The sequence below is a fragment of the Enterococcus sp. DIV0213h genome (assembly GCF_051711285.1).
GTDB classification, from domain to species: domain Bacteria; phylum Bacillota; class Bacilli; order Lactobacillales; family Enterococcaceae; genus Enterococcus_D; species Enterococcus_D casseliflavus.
In genome coordinates, this window is record NZ_JBIOMH010000001.1 from 1,915,025 (window position 1) to 1,933,820 (window position 18,796).

General features: G+C 43.2%; 17 protein-coding genes. 2 read left to right on the forward strand and 15 right to left on the reverse strand.

The genetic code is table 11. The features are described 5' to 3' along the window. Positions 1-17: 17 nt before the first annotated feature. The 5 genes from IGI77_RS08710 to IGI77_RS08730 all read right to left on the reverse strand — a co-directional run bounded on the left by IGI77_RS08710 (position 18) and on the right by IGI77_RS08730 (position 5,027). Positions 18-887 (reverse strand): shikimate dehydrogenase, encoded by an 870-nt coding sequence (locus tag IGI77_RS08710; RefSeq protein ID WP_034857425.1) that lies wholly within the window; start codon positions 885-887, stop codon positions 18-20. A gap of 413 nt (positions 888-1,300) precedes the next feature. After that, complete coding sequence (locus IGI77_RS08715) at positions 1,301-2,059, reverse strand: ABC transporter ATP-binding protein (RefSeq protein ID WP_005226102.1); 759 nt, start codon at positions 2,057-2,059, stop codon at positions 1,301-1,303. Beyond that, on the reverse strand, positions 2,059-2,943 hold the full coding sequence (locus tag IGI77_RS08720; protein WP_010748362.1) for an ABC transporter permease: 885 nt from the start codon (positions 2,941-2,943) through the stop codon (positions 2,059-2,061). Before IGI77_RS08720 ends, IGI77_RS08715 begins: the two co-directional genes overlap by 1 nt. A gap of 78 nt (positions 2,944-3,021) precedes the next feature. Further along, positions 3,022-4,074: a tryptophan ABC transporter substrate-binding protein gene (gene trpX / locus IGI77_RS08725; RefSeq protein ID WP_010748363.1), complete on the reverse strand. Its 1,053-nt coding sequence runs from the start codon at positions 4,072-4,074 to the stop codon at positions 3,022-3,024. A 374-nt stretch (positions 4,075-4,448) separates the two neighbouring features. Beyond that, entirely contained in the window at positions 4,449-5,027 is a 579-nt protein-coding gene (locus IGI77_RS08730; protein WP_438769877.1) for a hypothetical protein, read from the reverse strand. 126 nt (positions 5,028-5,153) lie between these two features. Here IGI77_RS08730 and IGI77_RS08735 point away from each other — a divergent pair, with 126 nt between their 5' ends. Beyond that, on the forward strand, positions 5,154-5,552 hold the full coding sequence (locus tag IGI77_RS08735; protein WP_016609320.1) for a DUF1622 domain-containing protein: 399 nt from the start codon (positions 5,154-5,156) through the stop codon (positions 5,550-5,552). Positions 5,553-5,660: 108 nt separating this feature from the next. After that, positions 5,661-7,361, forward strand: a complete 1,701-nt coding sequence (gene efbA / locus IGI77_RS08740; RefSeq protein ID WP_438769878.1) for a fibronectin-binding protein EfbA — start codon at positions 5,661-5,663, stop codon at positions 7,359-7,361. A 251-nt stretch (positions 7,362-7,612) separates the two neighbouring features. On the opposite strand, the gene IGI77_RS08745 is transcribed toward efbA, so the two are convergent. The 10 genes from IGI77_RS08745 to IGI77_RS08790 form a co-directional block, all read right to left on the reverse strand. Next, the gene (locus IGI77_RS08745; RefSeq protein ID WP_060791939.1) at positions 7,613-8,101 is read right to left on the reverse strand and encodes a pyridoxamine 5'-phosphate oxidase family protein; all 489 of its coding nucleotides are present in this window, start codon (positions 8,099-8,101) and stop codon (positions 7,613-7,615) included. Positions 8,102-8,115: 14 nt separating this feature from the next. Next, a complete protein-coding gene (locus IGI77_RS08750) occupies positions 8,116-9,018 on the reverse strand; it encodes an AraC family transcriptional regulator (RefSeq protein WP_087627525.1) in 903 nt (300 codons plus the stop codon). 306 nt (positions 9,019-9,324) lie between these two features. Next, positions 9,325-10,002, reverse strand: coding sequence for a carbonic anhydrase family protein (locus tag IGI77_RS08755; protein ID WP_017144366.1), 678 nt, complete (start codon positions 10,000-10,002; stop codon positions 9,325-9,327). A 157-nt stretch (positions 10,003-10,159) separates the two neighbouring features. Beyond that, on the reverse strand, positions 10,160-10,795 hold the full coding sequence (gene pyrE, locus IGI77_RS08760; RefSeq protein WP_005226111.1) for an orotate phosphoribosyltransferase: 636 nt from the start codon (positions 10,793-10,795) through the stop codon (positions 10,160-10,162). Continuing rightward, positions 10,792-11,511 carry an orotidine-5'-phosphate decarboxylase gene (pyrF, locus tag IGI77_RS08765; protein ID WP_005226112.1) on the reverse strand — a complete coding sequence of 240 codons (720 nt, stop codon included), beginning with the start codon at positions 11,509-11,511 and terminating at the stop codon, positions 10,792-10,794. The genes pyrE and pyrF overlap by 4 nt, the downstream gene beginning before the upstream one ends. Next, positions 11,511-12,434 (reverse strand): dihydroorotate dehydrogenase, encoded by a 924-nt coding sequence (locus tag IGI77_RS08770; RefSeq protein ID WP_005226113.1) that lies wholly within the window; start codon positions 12,432-12,434, stop codon positions 11,511-11,513. The genes pyrF and IGI77_RS08770 overlap by 1 nt, the downstream gene beginning before the upstream one ends. After that, complete coding sequence (locus IGI77_RS08775) at positions 12,434-13,210, reverse strand: dihydroorotate dehydrogenase electron transfer subunit (RefSeq protein WP_005226114.1); 777 nt, start codon at positions 13,208-13,210, stop codon at positions 12,434-12,436. The genes IGI77_RS08770 and IGI77_RS08775 overlap by 1 nt, the downstream gene beginning before the upstream one ends. 21 nt (positions 13,211-13,231) lie before the next feature. Beyond that, positions 13,232-16,417 (reverse strand): carbamoyl-phosphate synthase large subunit, encoded by a 3,186-nt coding sequence (gene carB, locus IGI77_RS08780; RefSeq protein WP_221693087.1) that lies wholly within the window; start codon positions 16,415-16,417, stop codon positions 13,232-13,234. A gap of 1 nt (position 16,418) precedes the next feature. Further along, positions 16,419-17,498, reverse strand: a complete 1,080-nt coding sequence (locus tag IGI77_RS08785) for a carbamoyl phosphate synthase small subunit (RefSeq protein WP_010748372.1) — start codon at positions 17,496-17,498, stop codon at positions 16,419-16,421. 1 nt (position 17,499) lies between these two features. Continuing rightward, positions 17,500-18,783: a dihydroorotase gene (locus tag IGI77_RS08790; protein ID WP_015509725.1), complete on the reverse strand. Its 1,284-nt coding sequence runs from the start codon at positions 18,781-18,783 to the stop codon at positions 17,500-17,502. Positions 18,784-18,796: the final 13 nt, after the last annotated feature.

Sequence of the window (18,796 nt, forward strand, 5' to 3'; positions counted from 1 at the left end):
TTTCTGTTTTTTATTTTTTACATGGATTCGATGAGTGCTTTGACTTTTTCAACAGGCATCGCTTTGCCAGTCCAAAGTTCAAATGCGGCTGCACCTTGATAGAGTAGCATGCTTAAGCCGTTTGCAGTTTTGGCGCCGACTGCTTTCGCATCTTTCAAAAGCTGCGTTTCTCTTGGATTATAGATGACATCATAGACAGCTAATGATTCCCGTAGGAGTGTTTTATCTTTCAGAGGACTTACGGTATCATTTGGTTTCATTCCCACGCCCGTGGCATTTACCAATAAGCTGCTTTGATCGATGGCTGTTTTTAAAGCCATCTGATCTTCTAAGTCGGTTAAGGTAATTTCACAAGCTGTTTTTTGTGCAATCTGTGTTAATTTTTCTTGGATGATTGGATAAAACTCATCCTTGCGGTTAAAGACATGGATCGTTTTGACGCCGTCTAGTGCAGCTTGGCTAATGATCGCTGTCGCCGCTCCCCCAGCTCCGATCACCGTCATGGTGTCGCCAATGATGGATACTTGAATGTCATCAAGAGCTCGCATAAAGCCGATGCCGTCTGTATTGTGCCCAATCAAGCGACCTTCTTGATTGACGATCGTATTGATTGCGCCGATCAACTCGGCTGCGGGTGAACATTCATCCATCAGCGCTACAGCCGCCATTTTGTGAGGCATCGATAAATTGACACCTAAGAGGTCCAACTGACGGATGCTTTGGATACTAGCGGCTAAATCGTCCGGCTCAACATCAAAGGCCAGATACACGGCGTCGATCCCTTGTTCTTCAAAAGAAAGATTGTGCATCGCTGGAGAGATGCTGTGTTTGGCTGGTTTGGCAAATAGTGCCGCCAACCGTGTGTGACCGGTTATCATTTGTTTCATCTGGTTCATTCCTTTCAACAAAAAAAGATGTCCACCGTAAATTTAAGAATCTACAGTGAACACCTTCAAACATTACATAACGACAGAGCCGATATGTGAATATAAAAAATAGCCACTATAGATTTTACGATCTACGTGGCTGCGAATTCATTACGAAATGCTCTAGCCATCATAGATACAAACTTAGCGTTTGTACCCATGCCTTCATGAATACAAACCTATCTAAAATAGCTAAAGTAATATTTATTCAGTTGTGTGGGGTTCGTTAGCAATAATTTTTGCATAGTCGTTCGCTCCAAACTGATGTAAGATTGACCTAAGTATAGGTTTAACTTTGAAAGATGTCAATGATTTTTTCTTATTTTTTTCATTTATTTGATTGTTTTTTTTGAAAACACTGTTCTATCAAGGGTTTATAAGTCATCCTCAAAGAACAGTAATAGTTCTGGTAAGCTTAATTGCGCTTTTTCCTCCGCCGAAAGATCTTTGACGATCTCCCCTTTTCTGAGCAGGATCAAGCGGTCCCCGTATTTTAATGCATCTTCCATCCGATGGGTGATCATTAGACAGGTCAGGTTTTGTTCTTCCACGCGTTTTGCAGTGATTTGCATCAGCTGTTTGGAGGTCTTTGGATCTAACGCAGCCGTATGTTCATCTAGCAACAACAGTTTTGGAGTTTGGATCGTTGCCATCAATAAACTTAGTGCTTGTCGTTGACCACCAGATAAACTGCCCGTTGGCGTATCCAAATGATTTTCCAACCCGTTGCCGATTTCTTTACAAAGCGCAAAGAACATTTCCCTTTGTCCTTGGAGTTGTCGAAGACCAAGTGACCGTTTTTGTCCTCTTTTTTGGGCTAACAGCAGATTTTCTGCCACTGTCATACGGGGAGCAGTGCCCATTTTCGGATCTTGGAAAACCCGCGCCAAAAAGCGTGCGCGTTTTTCTTCCGAAAGTGTAGTCACATTTTGATCATCAATCATCACTTGCCCACTCGTCAAGGGCATGGTGCCTGAGATGCAGTTGAATAACGTGCTTTTGCCGGCGCCGTTTCCTCCAACGACCGTGACAAATTCTCCTGGCTTTAAAGAAAGATCGATTTTATTCAAGAGTACTTTTTTCTCATTTGGTCCGTTGCCGACAACTTTAAAGGCTTTTTTTAAGGCTAACATTATTCGTCCTCCGTTTCAAAACCAGTGCGTAGATGCAAGGCTTGTTTAAATTGAGGGATCAACAAGCAGATCGTCAAGACGATTGCAGAGAAGATCTTCAAGTAGGTCGTATCAAATCCAGCTTTGATCACAAATAGGATCAATAATTGGTAAATAATGCTGCCAATCACAATAGCGATCAAACGTTCCAGCAAGGTCAGTTCCCCATATAACACTTCACCAATGATGATTGACGCCAGTCCGATAACGATCACACCGATACCTTTGCTTATGTCGGCATAGCCGTCATTTTGCGCAATCAATGCGCCTGAGAGTGCGATCACGCCATTGGAGACGATCAATCCAATGATTTTCATTCGATCGGTATTGATCCCCATCGATTTTGCCATATGCTCATTATCACCTGTAGCGATGTACGCTTGACCTAAATTCGTATGGAAAAAGTAAACCAAGACGCCCCCGATCAACAAGACCATGATCAATCCAATGATCACCGTATCATAATAATTCGGTAAATTCATTCTAGTAAAAAAATCTTGAATTTTCGGTTGGTTTAATAAAGAGAGGTTGGGTGAGCGCATCACAAACAGCATGACCGAGTTCAATGAAGACATCACCAAGATTCCAGCTAAAATCACGGGAATTTTGCCTTTTGTATAAAGAAGTCCTGTCACACAGCCCGCACACATCCCAGCCAATACTCCTAAACAAGTCGCTAAGACGGGCGACACCCCATGGGTGATCGCTGTCACACAGACAGCACCGCCTAACGGAAAGGACCCTTCCGTCGTCATATCCGGGAAATTTAAAATTCGATAGGTCATAAAAATCCCTAATCCCAGGATTCCCCAAAGTAGTCCTTGCCCTATTGCTGAAACAATCATCATTCTTCCTCCATATTCTTACAAGTTTTCTCTTTCAAGACCCTCTCGATGATCGCAGGTGGTCGCTGTTCTTGGTTATTACTCGTCACTTGCTTCGCTTTCTGGCGTCGTTGTAATCAGTTTCGCCTCGTCTTTGAGGTTTTCTGGGATAGTGATGCCCAATAACTGCGCCTGAGTTTCATTGATGATCGTTTCGCCATCGCTGAATGTATAGATCGGTGTTGTCGCAGGTTCTGCTGTCCCATCAAGAATTGCTGCCACCATCTTCCCAGTTTCCACGCCTATCGTAAATTGATCTTGTCCGACCGTTGCCAAACCGCCTTGTTCCACCATCGTGTCTACGGAAGTAATGATTGGTGTTTTTGATTTATTGGCTTCTTGAACTACGGTCTGCATAGCATTTGCGATCGTATTGTCTAACGGAATATAGATAAAATCGACTTCCCGTGCCATCACTTGCACCATTTGCGCAATTTCATTACTTGAAGGAACGGCATACGATTTGCTGGTCAAGCCATTTTCTTCGGCAGCAGCTTCTGCTTCTGCCACTTGGTATTTCGAATTGTCTTCGGTCGAAGAATACAAAATACCGACTGTTTTTGCCTCTGGCAGCAAATCTTTTGCTAGTTTGATTTGTGCAGCAACTGGTGCTTTATCGGAAACACCAGTGATATTGCCGCCGGGTTGATCCATATCTGCCACCAGATTTGCCCCAACTGGATCAGTGACCGCTCCTAAAACGATCGGTACATCCTGAGTGACATTCGCCAACGCTTGTGCTGCGGGTGTTGCTACCCCAACCAAAACGTCGGCATCTTTATTTAGCAGCTGCTGACTCATCGTTGCCAATTTGCTTTGATCCGCTTGACCGTTCTGGAATTCGATCGTCAAGTTGTCCCCTTCGGTATAGCCTGATTCTTTAAGGCCTTCTTTGATCCCCTCGGTGATCGCATCCAATGCTTCATGACTGACAAATTGCAGGATCCCGACTGTTTTTTCAGCTTTTTCTACTGGTTCCGAAGTCTCACTAGCTTGATTGGTCCCACTTCTCATTCCTAACTGATAGACAAATGTCGCTCCTAAAAATAATAAAATAACGGCAACCGATGCAATTAATCCCTTGTTTTTCATTTTTCATTCTCCTTTTTCTGCTTACGTTTTTCGTGTTTTTCATTTTATGGTTTTTGAGAACAAAAAAAGCAACTGCCTATGTGACGGCAATTGCAAGTAAGCAAAAGCCGCATAGAAGCTTGTCCTATGCGGCGATAAATTCAACTACCAGCATAGATACAGCACTTTAGAAGGTTCTCTAAAAAGTTGTATCTATGGAATGAGGTCCCATCAATACAACTATCTACGCCAGTTTTGCCATGATTTCACTTGCAATGGAATAAATAGTTTCATGATTGTTCCTCCTTCTCAACTTGTTTTCTTTCTTGATTGAATTCAGTTTAGCTTATTGATAAAAAAACGTCAACAATTTTCTGTCAAATTGTCAGATTTTTTTATCGATCATTGGCAGAAGAACGAATCGTCCACATCGGTAAACGATTCAATTCTGGGATGAATTCCGTCGTTGGCTGCTCAAATGAATCAAAGGTAAAGCGATTTTTCTCAACCCCTTCTTCATAAAAAACAAACGTCACTTTATCAGGATCAACGCTGTATTCATTGGAGAAAAAAGCCGCATCATAGACGATTGGATAATAAAAAAATGTCCGATTCAGCTCATCTTCTTGCGATTGGATCAGATCAAATACTTGATCGAGTTGAGGTCCGTTGGGCTTACTAAACATCACCGAGATCGCTCGTGTTTCACGAATCGTCTTGTCTGCAGTCAGATAAGGCAATGGCTGTACTTTTTCTGACGGCAGCTTGTCAAAAGCGATCCGATCCACTAAAGAAGCATTGATACGATTTTGAGAAAAGACGATCAAACCTGCGAAGACCAGTGCGAAAAGAATTCCCCCGATCAGCGTGAAAATCGTTTTTTTCTGATCTCGATAAAGATCATCTAAAAAAGCTTGCCAGCTTTCAACTATTTTTTCTTTCGTGTAATGAACAAAGTTCCTAACTTGTTCCATAATTTGCCCACCTTTTTTAAAAATCCTACTATTAATTCATACTATCAATTCCCTCCTAGAACGTCAAGAAACTTCACATTTCTTCGATAATTCGGTAAGATAAAAGAAAACGGTAAAGGAGTCATTATGCATAATCTAGCTGATTCATTGATGACTGGAGCCAATCCAATCTTCGATTTCATCGTTGTCTGTTTGAACTTTCTCTCCATTTTTGTCATCGTTTGGGGTGTATTGATCGCAGGCATTGATTTTGTGCGCTACGAATTAACAGAAAAGGATCGATTGGTGGCAGCCAGAGAGAATAATTTTATCCGCAATTATTTAGGGAGCTATGTCTTATTAGGTCTGGAGATCTTGATTGCAGCAGATATTATTGAGACGATCATCCACCCTACTTTCGAAGACATCGTACGTCTAGCTGCCGTCGTTATTATTCGGACAGTTATCTCTTATTTCTTGAATAAGGAAATCGAGCGTGCACTGCAAACCACCGATCACCAACCTACCAAGAAAAAGGAAAGCTAGCTGCCATGGCTTTTCTTTGGATTCTTCGGTATAATAGATAGGAATATTTGACATTGGAAGGATCAATCCCTCAGTCAAACTATTCTTAAAAGAAAAGAGGGAAACAATATGTCTTTTGATGGTGTCTTTACCCATTTAATGGTCCAAGAATTACAAAATCAATTAACCAGTGGACGTGTAAACAAAATTCATCAACCTTATGAAAATGAGGTCGTATTTGTGATTCGTTCCCAAGGGAAAAATCACAAACTTTTGCTATCCGCACACCCCACCTATGCTCGTGTACAATGCACAACGATCGCCTATAGCAATCCAGAAACCCCACCGAATTTCTTGATGATGCTACGGAAATATTTAGAAGGGGCGATCTTAGAATCAATCGAACAAATCGACAATGACCGTGTGATCCATTTTCATTTCACGCGACGAGATGAATTAGGTGATTTGCAAGCCCTCGTCTTGATCGTCGAACTAATGGGCCGTCACAGTACGATTTTATTAATGAATAAGACGAGTGGAAAAATCGTCGATACGATCAAACACATTGGTCATTCCCAAAATACGTATCGTACCTTATTGCCAGGAGCTGTCTATGTTGCACCACCAAAGCAATCGACGCTTAATCCTTTCACAGCCTCTCGCACCAAGATTTTTGAAGAATTATCTACTCTTGATCCATTGACGGCAAAAGAACTTCAACAACGATTCCAAGGCTTAGGCCGCGATACAGCAGAAGAATTGATCGCTCGAATCAATGCCAATCCCAATGAAAAACTGCGTCAGTGGGAAGCTTTCTTTACAGAGCTTACCCAGGAGCTAGCACCAAGTTATCTCCAGTCAGAGAAAAAGGAATATTTTACACCAATTCCCTATCCAACATTGATCGATGCGACCACCACTGTCACCCATTATCAGAGTCTGAGCGAGCTTTTAGATGCGTTTTATCACGACAAGGCGGAAAGAGATCGGGTCAAACAACAAGGTGGCGAATTACTAAAGAAGATTGAGAATGAACTGAAACGGAACCAATTGAAGTTAAAGAAACGCCAACAAACGTTGATCGATTCAGAAAACGCCGAAGAATTCCGTCAAAAAGGTGAGCTTTTGACGACCTTTATGAATCAAGTCCCCCGTGGTGCTGCTTCAGTTGATTTGGAAAATTATTATGATGAGAATCGGCTTTTGACGATCAAACTCGATCCTGCTCTTTCTCCAAATCAAAATGCTCAGAAATATTTTCAACGTTACCAGAAATTAAAAAATGCAGTCAAACTGATCCATCAGCAGATTGCCGAAACGAAAGAAGAAATCGCGTATCTCGAATCCGTGTTAGCCCAATTAGAAATCGCCTCTCCCATGGATCTGGCGGTTATTCGGGAAGAACTGATCGCACAAGGCTATGTCAAAAATCGGGCGAAACAGCGTAAAAAAGCTGCTCCTTCGCAACCAGAACGATTTCTTTCTTCAGACGGAACTGAAATTTTCGTCGGAAAAAACAATTTACAAAATGACCAACTGACCTTAAAAACAGCTCGTAAGAGTGATACCTGGCTGCATACCAAAAATATTCCTGGCTCTCATGTCATCATTCGTTCGGATGATCCTAGTGAGACAACCTTAATGGAAGCTGCAGAGCTTGCCGCATATTTCTCAAAATATCGTCAATCTGCCCAAGTACCAGTGGACTACGTGCAAGTCAAACATATTCGGAAACCGAATGGTGCCAAGCCTGGATTCGTCATTTATGAGAATCAAAAAACACTTTTTGTGACACCTGATGAGGGAATTTTGAGATTAAAACAGTCCTAGCTGTTTCTAAGTTTATTCGGATCAAAAATCATAAAGTAATCAATCAAAAAACCGATCACAAGCGCGTGCCTCTTCGCAGCGCTTGTGATCGGTTTTTATGCTTTTTCGTTCTATCTACTGCTCTTTCAGCAACAATTTTGCTTAGCTTGTATCACAAAAGGCAAGCCTTCTCAGAATTCAGCCATCAACATATCTGCTAGATCCGCTAGAATGGCAATTGAACAGCACCTGCGGCTAATAGGCTCTGCTGGCTAATAAATCCCGCCATCCTCCATAGTGACTTTCTTCTCAAAATCAAAATGATACAGCTTTTCCCAGTGATTGATATTCAACGTTCCTTTGGTCAAACGGATCGCTAGAAAACAACAGCCTTTATCATCCTCATTGTTAACTTCGTCGTACCAGACAAAGGCTTTGCGAATTTTGCTTCTTAATTCTGCATTTTTAGGGTCTAGCACCCACCCTAAATTCTCTCCTTGACCGATCGCAGTAAACCATTCACCACTGACAGCAATCGCAACTGCTGAATTCTTACTGATTTGCTTCATTTTGTTTGATTGCTCATGAGTTGACACGTAAAAAACGCCGTCTTCATAAAAAGCATCTACTTCTCGGACGACTGGCTGTGTTTCTCCCTTGTCATTCTCGTTACAAGCAGTCGTGGCAAGGGCGATTACATTGTCTTTAAAATGTCCGAATTTTTCTTCAAGTAGTTTTACTCCTTCTTCAAACTGAGTCATTGTACTGTTCCTCCTTACATCTCACTTCTTTTTTTAAAAGGAATCCATAATTCAACATGAACGACATGATTTTCTCTTTCTTGATAAAGCTCAGGGAAAAAATCCTCAGCAATCCACCCCTTCTTCTTTAACCAGAAACGGGTATAGCGCATCGCCTTCCCCATATTGATGATCAGTTGCTCTGAAATCGTATCAAAACTGCAAACAACGTAATCCCGAGCCGGTAGCGTCCATTCACTGAAGGTCGATCCCTGTGAGTCATCACCTACTTGGCCAACAAAGTAACTCGAATAGCCTTCTGGCGCATCTCCTGGAAACGAAACACCGATCTGGTAGTTGGCTTTTCCCGGTTGATTGGCAATCTTTTGAAGAAATTTATGCCAAATTTCTTCAATCGGGTCGATCCCTGTTCGTTGCCCTAGCATTTTCCCATAGTTGAATGGGTAGTAACCGACGATCCCATAGAAGACCAGTGGATGCGGATTGCTTTTTTTCTGGATTTCTAAAACAACCCCTTCACTGATCAATGGGATACCCTCTTCCGTCACAATATATCCTAATGAAAGATCTGGCTTATCAAAGTTTTGTAAGCCAATGGGCTTTTTCTGATAAAGCGAGGGTGAAATTCTATAGACCGTTTTAAACGTTCTTGAAAAAACGGCATGACTGCTAAAGCCGACTTCAAAAGCGACATCAATGACTCGCTTCTTTTGGTTTTTCAATAAAAGCGCACCTCTTGCCAAACGACGCAGTTTTATATATTCCCTAACAGAAATTTTAACCAAACGAGTGAATAAGCGCTGATAATAAAAAACGGACAATGATGCAACTTGCGCCAACGTTTCGATCTCTAACGGCTCGGTAAGATTGTCTTCAATATAATCGATTGATTTTTGGATTGCCTCCCATGCATGCATATGAATTTCCTTTCTTTTACTATAAAATAATTCGCTAAAAAAGCTTTACCGTGTCTGCTCTTTTTCAATTGATTCAATTGTGTTTTATTTCACAATAAAACGAATACTTAAAACCTGCTTATTGATTAGTTTAGCATAGTCTTTGTGCTCGATGCCTATGAAAATAAAAAAAGACGAGGATTCTCGTCTTTTTTTCCGTTCGTTTTAAACTATTGTATTGCTTGAAGGTTCCCACTACGTCGGGTTTTATAGGATAATCAGAAGAGAAGTCCGAAAAAAATACGTAAAAGGAACCATTTTTATAAATCAATAGAAATAAATAGGCCGATCTTTGCGGTCTTGTAATGGGCGATTATTATTTTCTAATACTTCTTCGCGGAATTCTAAAATGAAGCGACGGCTCATCTCCCCAATCCAGTCAAAGACAAACCAGTTGATTGGCCCTTTCGTTGGTGGGGTCGTCAAGGAACCAACATAATGAAAATGGTGGGTACGTTCTGGCAAGAACATGCTCGGATCAAACCATTGGGTGTGGTTCTCAAAGTCCCAGATGCTGTCGTCTTGCTGATTGCAGATCCAGTTGAGTTTATCCGTCAGTTTGAATAAGATACCCACCACCAAGTTTTCACCGTCATCATTCATATGAACGAGGTGAAACTCTAACTCTTGCTGCTCGTCATCGATAATGTGTTCAGACGGCATGTGAAAATGAATATCCGTCAAATAGTAGTTGATCCCTTTAAATGTGACATAGCTTTCTTTGTTATAAGGAACGAAGTGAATCGTATTTTTGAATTCTTTTTCCGTGAACCGCTCTCGTTTATAGTGAAAAGCCAAGTCCTGATCGATGGGTTCTTCGGTCTCATCGTGGACTAAAGCGATTGGGGATTGGTAAGGAAATTCGGCACCTTGTGCATACCAGTCGCACAAAGTGTGCCAATGTTCAGGTCCATTGTCTCCGGAATAACTCCAGGGAACGTCCATATTTCTTTTCAAAAAAAACAGCCTCCTAATTCAAGTTGACAGCAAGGTATAGACCTTCCTATCAAAAAACTTTCTCCCAATGCTATCAGAAAATAGGTAAAAATAAAACGAATATGCTTGGTCATTCCCTCACATATCCGTTTCTTATTTCAATTCCTTATTCACTCAACCAAGCAGCAGGATCTTTACGCCACTCTTGTAACAGGGCAACATCAGATTCTTGAATAGCACCCGTTTCTAAAGCCGACTCGATCAACGCTGTATAGTTTGTCAAAGTCACATAGGATAAACCTGCTTGATCAAAATTTTCTTGGACTTGAGGCAGCTCGTAAGTAAAGATCGCAGCGACGCCTAATACATCGGCTCCTTCTCTTTTGGCTGCTTCACAAGCCTCTAAGACACTCCCACCTGTTGACAATAAATCTTCAATGACGACCATTTTTTGATTTGGTTGAATACGCCCTTCAATTTGATTGCCTTTACCGTGTTCTTTTGCTTTGCTGCGAATATAAACCATTGGCAAATCTAACAATTCAGCGACCCATGCAGCATGGGGAATCCCAGCTGTTGCGGTCCCTGCAATCACTTCTGCTTCTGGGTAAGTCGTTTTGATGACTGCAGCTAAGCCTTTCGCAATGGCGCGACGTACATGTGGATAACTCATAGTAATTCGATTGTCGCAGTAAATAGGGCTTTTGATGCCGCTTGCCCAAGTAAATGGTTCATTCGGTCGTAAGAAAATCGCCTCGATGTCTAAAAGATCTTTGGCGATTTGATTGGATTGTTCTTTCATTGGCTAGCTTCCTTCCATTCTTGTTTTATTTGCAGATAACTTTCATACGGTGCCTTAGATTGGGTGATTGGACGTCCCACAACGATCATGGTAGCCCCTGCTTTACGAGCTTGTGCAGGTGTCATGATCCGTTTTTGATCACCAACTTCACTGCCAGCTGGTCGGATACCAGGCGTCAAGCGTATGAAGGCATCCGTTGTCCTTTGTTTGATCTGCTTTGCTTCGTGAGCGGAGCAAACAACACCGTCTAACCCAGCTTTTTGGGCACAAGTGGCGTAATGCATGACACTTTCTTGCAGTGACGTCATGATCTGCTGATCATGATGCATTTGTGCCTCACTAGTGGAGGTCAATTGGGTAACTGCAATCAAATCAGGAACTTTGTGCCCTGCGGGGGTTCCTTGCTGCAGGCCTTTTTTAGCAGCAGTCATCATTTCGATCCCACCGGCTGCATGAACATTCGTCAAAGCCACACCTAAAGAAGCTAAGCGTTCCATTGCTCGTCCTACTGTATTGGGAATATCATGTAGTTTTAAATCTAAAAAAATATCATGACCACAGTCTTTTAACCAAGTAACGATCGCTGGTCCTTCTTGGTAGAAAATCTCCATTCCCACTTTCACAAACAACTTTTCCTCTATAGGAAATTGCGCTAAAAAAGTTTCAATAGCCTGTTTGTTAGGAAAATCTAAGGCAATAATTGGCCGTTCACTCATCACATGTGCTCCTCTCTCACTTCTTTTATCAGCTGTTCCAAAGAAGGGATTCCTAATTCTGCCATTCGTATAGGCAATTCTTCAATCAACTTTGGGCAAATGTAAGGATCGGTAAAGTTTGCGGTTCCGACTGCAACAGCACTAGCACCTGCCAGATACATTTCAAGGACATCATCCACTGACATCACGCCCCCCATGCCAATAATTGGTAATTGAGAAACTTGCGCCACTTGTTTGATCAGGCGAATCGCCACTGGTTTGATTGACGGACCAGACAAGCCCCCTGTTTGGTTAGCTAAAATTGGTTTCCGTGTTTTTAGATCGATCCGCATGCCTAAAAGTGTATTGATCATCGTAAACCCGTCGGCGCCGCCTGCTTCGATCGCTTGTGCAATTGGGACGATATCCGTCACATTCGGCGAAAGTTTGACATAGATCGGCACTTGCGAGACTTTTTTGACCGCTTCAGTCAATGCACCAGCAACCGCAGGATCGGTTCCGAACGTGATGCCGCCATGCTTGACGTTCGGGCAAGAGATATTCAATTCGATCGCTTTGACATTTTCTGCCTGACTGATTTCCTGACACACAAGAACATAATCTTCGACGGTCGAACCGGCAACATTCGCGATGATTGGCAAATCGGGGTGTTTTTGAGCTAAGTCGGGTAAAATTTGATTCATGACCGCTTCTAACCCAGGATTTTGCAACCCGATGGCATTTAACATACCGCTAGGCGTTTCTGCTACCCTTGGGGTCGGATTGCCAAAACGTGGTTCAGGTGTGGTCGCTTTGATCATCACCGCACCTAATTGACTGATGTCATAATATTTATCATATTCTGCACCAAACCCAAAACAGCCGCTGGCAGGCATGATCGGATTTTTTAGACTCAATCCGGGTAGCTCGACATTGATCGACATTAAATGACCACCTTTCTCGCCTGAAATACAGGCCCTTCGTCACAAACTTTGACACTTTTTGTGCCTTGTTCATCATCTTTCGTATGGCAAACACAGGCATAACAGGCACCCATCCCGCAAGCCATTCGCGCCTCCATGGATAATTGAACATCTGGAAGGTCTTCGAAAAGCTGGGCGGTGGTTTTTAAAAGACCGTTATTTCCGCAAGCAAAGACCGCCGCAGGTGTTTGCTCTGCAGCTAATAACAGGTTGCCAACATTTCCTTGTAAACCCGCGCTGCCATCATCGGTAGCGATCCTCGTATCTCCCAGTGCGCGAAATTCCTCTTCATAATACATGACGTCTTTGCTGGCAAAGCCCAAAAAGTGAATGACGTGGACGCCTTGTTGCGTCAGGCGTTTCGATAATTCATAGAGCGGCGGTACACCGATACCGCCCCCTACGATAAATGCAGTGTCCCCTTGGTTTAAATGATGATAGCGAAACCCATTTCCTAACGGCCCCATCACATCGATTGGATCACCAACAGTCATTTCTGAAAAAATTCTTGTGCCATCTCCTTCGACCCGATAAATGATTCGGCATTCTTTTTTCTCAGCATCGATATGATTGATACTGATCGGTCGGCGAAGAAGAAAGGCATTTTGAGGAACCCGCAGGTGTAGAAATTGCCCTGGGGTCCTCATCTCATTGACTAATTCACCCGTCAATGTCATTTCAAAAATCCGCGGTGCCAGTTGACGCTGTTTGCTGATGGTCATGATTTCTTGCTTCATCAAAAAACTCCTTTATCTGCGTTAAATTGCTTTCGTTGAAAAACTGCGGGATTCCATCACTTTTAGAATCGCATCCGCTGTATCAAGAGAAGTAAAGGTCGGTACACCATGTTCCACCGCTTCACGGCGGATGATAAATCCGTCTTCCGTTGCATTTTGGCGATCTTTGTCCATGGTATTGACTACTACTTGGGTCGTTCCTTTACGGATCAAATCAACAACCGTTTCTTCTGCTTGCTGTTCGGAAATCTTGGCAACCCGAGTCACTTGTAGTCCTTTTTCTTCAAAGTAATCGGCGGTTCCATTGGTAGCCAATAAGGTGAAGCCGACCTCTACGAAACGCGCTGCCAGTGCTGCTGCCTCTTCTTTGCTTTCGTCTGCAACGGTGAAAAGTGCTTTTCCAAATTCAGGAATATGCAGGCCTGATGCCTCAAAAGCTTTATAAAGTGCTTTTGCCAAATCTTTGTCTGATCCCATTACTTCACCCGTTGATTTCATTTCAGGGCCTAAGTAAGTATCGACTTTTAAAAGTTTTGTAAAGGAGAAGACAGGTGCTTTGATGTGTACTTCATTTGGTGTTGGGGCAAGTCCGTCTTGATAACCTAACGCTGTGATCTCTTCCCCGAGAATCGCCTTCGTGGCAATTTGGGCCATTGGGATCTCTGTTACCTTGCTTAAAAATGGTACGGTTCGGCTAGCACGAGGATTTACTTCAATGACATACACTTTGTTCTCATGGATGACAAATTGGATATTCATCATACCGATACAATTTAAACCTAATGCCAAGCGTTTGGTATATTCTTCGATCGTAACAATTAGTTCATCCGAAAGATTTTGCGGTGGATAGACCGCCATTGAATCTCCTGAATGGACCCCTGCACGCTCGATATGTTCCATGATTCCAGGTATCAAAACAGTTTTGCCGTCACAGATAGCATCGACTTCACATTCTTTACCGACCAAGTAACGATCGACCAAAACAGGATGTTCTGGTGATGCTTTCACTGCATGACGCATATAATCTTCTAAATCGGCTTGGTTTTCCACGATTTCCATCGCACGTCCCCCTAAGACATAACTTGGGCGGACTAAAACAGGATAGCCGATTTCTTGAGCGATGGCGATCGCTTCTTGTTCGTTCGTCGCTGTATCCCCTGGTGGTTGCGGAATATCTAGCGCTTGTAATGCTTGCTCAAAGAGATCACGATTTTCGGCACGATCAAGATCTTCAATGCTGGTGCCTAAGATTTTGACCCCAGCTTTTACTAAAGGCTCTGCTAAGTTGATCGCCGTTTGCCCGCCAAATTGGACGATGACCCCAATGGGTTGTTCCAAATCGATGACGTGTAAGACATCCTCTAAGGTCAATGGTTCAAAGTACAGCTTGTCGGAGATAGAAAAGTCAGTCGAAACCGTTTCAGGATTACTGTTCATGATGATCGCTTCATAGCCAGCAGCTTGGATCGCTTTCACCGAGTGCACTGTTGCATAGTCGAACTCCACCCCTTGTCCGATTCGGATCGGTCCAGAACCTAGGACAAGAACAGATTCTTTTTCACTGCGCTTGCTTTCATTCTCAAACTCATAGGTGCTGTAGAAATAAGGTGTTGCTGATTCAAATTCTGCGGCACATGTATCTACCATTTTGTAGACGGGCAAAATCTTTTGCTCATGACGCAGCGTGCGGATCTCAGCTTCCGTGGTTTCCCACAGCTCAGCAATCTTTTTATCCGTAAAGCCGTTTTGCTTGGCTTTTTTCAACACATCAAGGGAATGTGGTTCGTTTGCTAATGCTTGTTCGATCTCAAAGATGTGAAGCATCTTATCCAAGAAGAACAAGTCGATTTTCGTCATTTCGTTCAAATCTTCGATGGTGTACCCTCTTCGGATGGCTTCCATGACGTAGAATAGGCGATCATCTTGCGCTTTGATGACTTTTTCCATCAGATCATTGTCAGAAAGAGCTTCTAATTCTTTCATTTCGATATGGTGTGTGCCGATCTCCAATGAACGAACGGCTTTTAATAATGACTCTTCAATATTACGACCGATCGCCATCACTTCACCAGTCGCTTTCATTTGTGTTCCTAATCGACGTTCCCCAGTTTCAAACTTGTCAAACGGCCAGCGAGGAATTTTTGCGACGACATAGTCAAGGGCGGGTTCAAATTCTGCATACGTCGTTTCTGTGACTGGATTTTTCATTTCATCCAATGTTAAACCGACGGCAATTTTCGCTGCCAGTTTGGCAATCGGGTACCCTGTAGCTTTACTTGCTAACGCAGAGGAACGTGAGACCCGTGGATTTACTTCAATGACATAGTAGTTGAAGCTATGAGGATCAAGCGCCAATTGAACGTTACAGCCACCTTCGATTTTTAACGCGCGGATGATTTTTAATGAGGCATCCCGTAACATTTGGTATTCATGGTCTGACAAAGTTTGGCTCGGCGCAAAGACGATGGAATCGCCGGTGTGGATACCGACTGGATCGAAGTTTTCCATATTACAAACGACGATCGCGTTGTCAGCAGAATCTCGCATCACTTCATATTCAATCTCTTTATATCCAGCAATACTCCGTTCAATCAAGCATTGGGTCACTGGCGAGAGCTTCAAGCCGTTTTCAGCGATTTGGCGAAGTTCTTCTTCATTGTTACACATGCCACCGCCCGTTCCTCCTAGCGTAAATGCTGGACGAACAATGATTGGAAAGCCGATTTTTTTCGCAAATTCAACTGCTGCTTCCACCGTTGACACGATTTCTGATTCTGGGATCGGTTGATCCAATTCTTCCATTAATTGTTTGAATAGATCTCTGTCTTCTGCCTGGTCGATTGCTGCTAATTTGGTTCCTAGCAACTCAATTCCTAATTCATCCAAAATACCTGAGTTGGCTAATTCCATCGCCATATTCAAGCCCGTTTGTCCGCCTAATGTCGGTAAAATTGCATCAGGCTGTTCTTTACGTAAAATCCGTGAGACGAACTCAAATGTGATTGGTTCAATGTAGACTTTGTCAGCAATTTCTTTGTCCGTCATGATCGTTGCGGGATTCGAATTGACTAACACCACTTCGTAGCCTTCTTCTCGTAAAGCTAAACAAGCTTGTGTACCGGCATAATCAAACTCTGCCGCTTGTCCTATAATAATCGGTCCAGAACCGATAACCATGATTTTCTTGATATCTGTACGTTTTGGCATATTAGTTCTGCTCCTTCCATGCATCGATCATCTCTAAAAATTCGTCAAATAAGTGGACTGCATCATGCGGGCCCGGTGCCGCATCTGGGTGGTACTGGACACTGAATGCGGGGTAACGGCGATGACGAACCCCTTCGATCGTGCCATCGTTTACTTCGACGTGGGTTACCATTAGTTTTTCTGGATCGATGGATGCTTCATCCACAGCAAAGCCATGGTTTTGTGAGGTAAAATCGATCCGACCAGTGGCGATCTCTCTTACCGGATGGTTTAATCCGCGGTGACCGAATTTCATTTTATAGGTATCTGCCCCATTTGCTAATGAGAAGAGCTGATGGCCTAAACAAATCCCGAAGATTGGTACCTTGCCTTGAATCCCTTGTATCATTTTAATTGCTTCTGGCAAGCTTTTGGGATCGCCTGGTCCATTCGTCAGCATTACACCATCTGGTGCGAGGTCTAAAATTTCTTGGGCTGTCGTATTGTATGGCAAAATCGTTAAATTGCAGTTGCGGCGTGACAACTCCCGTAAAATACTGTGCTTTAAGCCGAAGTCGATGACTACGATATTGCGACCCGTTCCAGGACTTGGATAAGGTTTTGAGGTAGAAACTTGTGCCACTTGATTGGTTGGTAAAACCGCCGCTTTTAATTGATCAAAGGCATGATCAAAGACATCGCCTGCATCAACGATACTCGCTTTCATGGTCCCGTGTTGACGAATCTTTCTCGTCAGCGCTCGTGTATCGATTCCTGCGATCCCTGGAATATTTTTGCGTTTTAAAAATTCGTCTAACGTCAGCTGCTTCCGCCAATTGCTTGCTAGACGCGCGTGTTCTTTCACAACAACCCCTTTACAAGTCGGTGAAATTGATTCGTAATCGTCTCGGTTGACGCCGTAATTGCCAACCATCGGATACGTAAACGTAATGATTTGTCCGTTAAAGCTTTGATCCGTAATGGCTTCTTGATACCCTGTCATGCTTGTGGTAAAAACGATCTCACCAAAAACATTGACACTGGCACCAAACCCTTCGCCTTCAAAGTATGTTCCATCTTCTAAAATAAGCCAACGCTTCATATTATTGCCCACCTTTTTGCCATACTGTTTTACCATTTACAAATGTATAACTCGTATCCCCATATAACGTCCATCCACCGAAAGGCGTATTGACTCCTTTTGATAGGAATTGCTTAGGATCCACGTTATAAGCTGATTCTAAGTCAAAAATTGCCAGGTCGGCTTTGTCTCCGACCATCATCGTTCCAGCACTTAGACCAAAGAGCGACGCTGGTTTCACGGTCATCCAATCCACTAGCTGCTGCAAGGTAAAGCGTCCTGTTTTCACAAAATGAGTGTACAACAATTGGAAGGCATATTCTGATCCGACGATGCCAAAGGGTGCTTTTAAAAAGCTTTGCATTTTTTCTTCATAGCCATGTGGGGCATGATCCGTTGCGATACAATCGATCGTGCCATCCAACAGACCTTCGATCAACGCTTCACGGTCTTCTTGCCCACGTAACGGTGGGTTCATTTTCCAAAAGCCTTCATCGGCAGGAATATCTTCATCGATGAGAAGCAAATGGTGGGGAGAAACTTCGGCTGTCACATGGATCCCAGCTTTTTTGGCATCTCGAATCACTCGAACACTTTCTTTCGTAGAGACATGGCAGACATGGTAATGGGCTCCTGTTGCTTCCGCTAAAAGCACATCCCGAGCGATTTGAGATGCTTCTGTTACACTCAAGATCCCTGGCAATCCAAGTTCTTCCGCTTTTTTACCAGCATGCATCACGCCGCCAAAGAGTAAGGAATCATCTTCTGTATGGGCAACCAATGCCAAGTCATTTTCGGCGGCTTGCTTCATTGCCAAATACATTGTGCCAGCAGTCTGAACCCCGACACCGTCATTTGTTAAGGCAAATGCCCCCGCGGCTTTCATTCCAGCTGCATCCGTCAACGTTTCGCTGCGCAAGTTTTCGGTGATCGGGGCGTATTGTAAGACATTGATTGATGCATCTGCGTTGATTTTTTCGTAAACAGCTGCTAATTTTTCTGGTGTATCAGGAACTGGGTCAAGGTTTGGCATTGCGCAAACTGTCGTAAACCCGCCACGAGCGGCTGCCATGCTGCCCGTTTCGATTGTTTCTTTGTATTCAAAGCCCGGTTCTCTGAAGTGTACATGAACATCCACTAAACCTGGTGTGATCAATTGCTCTTTGGCATCGATGACTTCGTCAAAATCTGTTTCGGGAAATTCTGTACCGATCCCGCGAATGATTCCGTCTTCGATCCAAATTGCTGCAGGAACACAGTGATTGTCTTTTTTGATGATTTTACCGTTTTTAATGAGCGTTTTCATGTAAACTTCCTCC

What these genes read in the sequence shown, in the direction of transcription:
- trpX (WP_010748363.1), bottom strand. Translation starts at nt 4,074, where the DNA reads ATGAAAAACAAGGGATTAATTGCATCGGTTGCCGTTATTTTATTATTT.
- IGI77_RS08745 (WP_060791939.1), bottom strand. Translation starts at nt 8,101, where the DNA reads ATGACTCAGTTTGAAGAAGGAGTAAAACTACTTGAAGAAAAATTCGGA.
- IGI77_RS08750 (WP_087627525.1), bottom strand. Translation starts at nt 9,018, where the DNA reads ATGCATGCATGGGAGGCAATCCAAAAATCAATCGATTATATTGAAGAC.
- IGI77_RS08710 (WP_034857425.1), bottom strand. Translation starts at nt 887, where the DNA reads ATGAAACAAATGATAACCGGTCACACACGGTTGGCGGCACTATTTGCC.
- IGI77_RS08785 (WP_010748372.1), bottom strand. Translation starts at nt 17,498, where the DNA reads ATGAAGCGTTGGCTTATTTTAGAAGATGGAACATACTTTGAAGGCGAA.
- IGI77_RS08730 (WP_438769877.1), bottom strand. Translation starts at nt 5,027, where the DNA reads ATGGAACAAGTTAGGAACTTTGTTCATTACACGAAAGAAAAAATAGTT.
- IGI77_RS08775 (WP_005226114.1), bottom strand. Translation starts at nt 13,210, where the DNA reads ATGAAGCAAGAAATCATGACCATCAGCAAACAGCGTCAACTGGCACCG.
- IGI77_RS08735 (WP_016609320.1), top strand. Translation starts at nt 5,154, where the DNA reads ATGCATAATCTAGCTGATTCATTGATGACTGGAGCCAATCCAATCTTC.
- IGI77_RS08770 (WP_005226113.1), bottom strand. Translation starts at nt 12,434, where the DNA reads ATGTCGATCAATGTCGAGCTACCCGGATTGAGTCTAAAAAATCCGATC.
- pyrF (WP_005226112.1), bottom strand. Translation starts at nt 11,511, where the DNA reads ATGAGTGAACGGCCAATTATTGCCTTAGATTTTCCTAACAAACAGGCT.
- IGI77_RS08755 (WP_017144366.1), bottom strand. Translation starts at nt 10,002, where the DNA reads ATGGACGTTCCCTGGAGTTATTCCGGAGACAATGGACCTGAACATTGG.
- carB (WP_221693087.1), bottom strand. Translation starts at nt 16,417, where the DNA reads ATGCCAAAACGTACAGATATCAAGAAAATCATGGTTATCGGTTCTGGA.
- efbA (WP_438769878.1), top strand. Translation starts at nt 5,661, where the DNA reads ATGTCTTTTGATGGTGTCTTTACCCATTTAATGGTCCAAGAATTACAA.
- pyrE (WP_005226111.1), bottom strand. Translation starts at nt 10,795, where the DNA reads ATGAAAGAACAATCCAATCAAATCGCCAAAGATCTTTTAGACATCGAG.
- IGI77_RS08790 (WP_015509725.1), bottom strand. Translation starts at nt 18,783, where the DNA reads ATGAAAACGCTCATTAAAAACGGTAAAATCATCAAAAAAGACAATCAC.
- IGI77_RS08720 (WP_010748362.1), bottom strand. Translation starts at nt 2,943, where the DNA reads ATGATTGTTTCAGCAATAGGGCAAGGACTACTTTGGGGAATCCTGGGA.
- IGI77_RS08715 (WP_005226102.1), bottom strand. Translation starts at nt 2,059, where the DNA reads ATGTTAGCCTTAAAAAAAGCCTTTAAAGTTGTCGGCAACGGACCAAAT.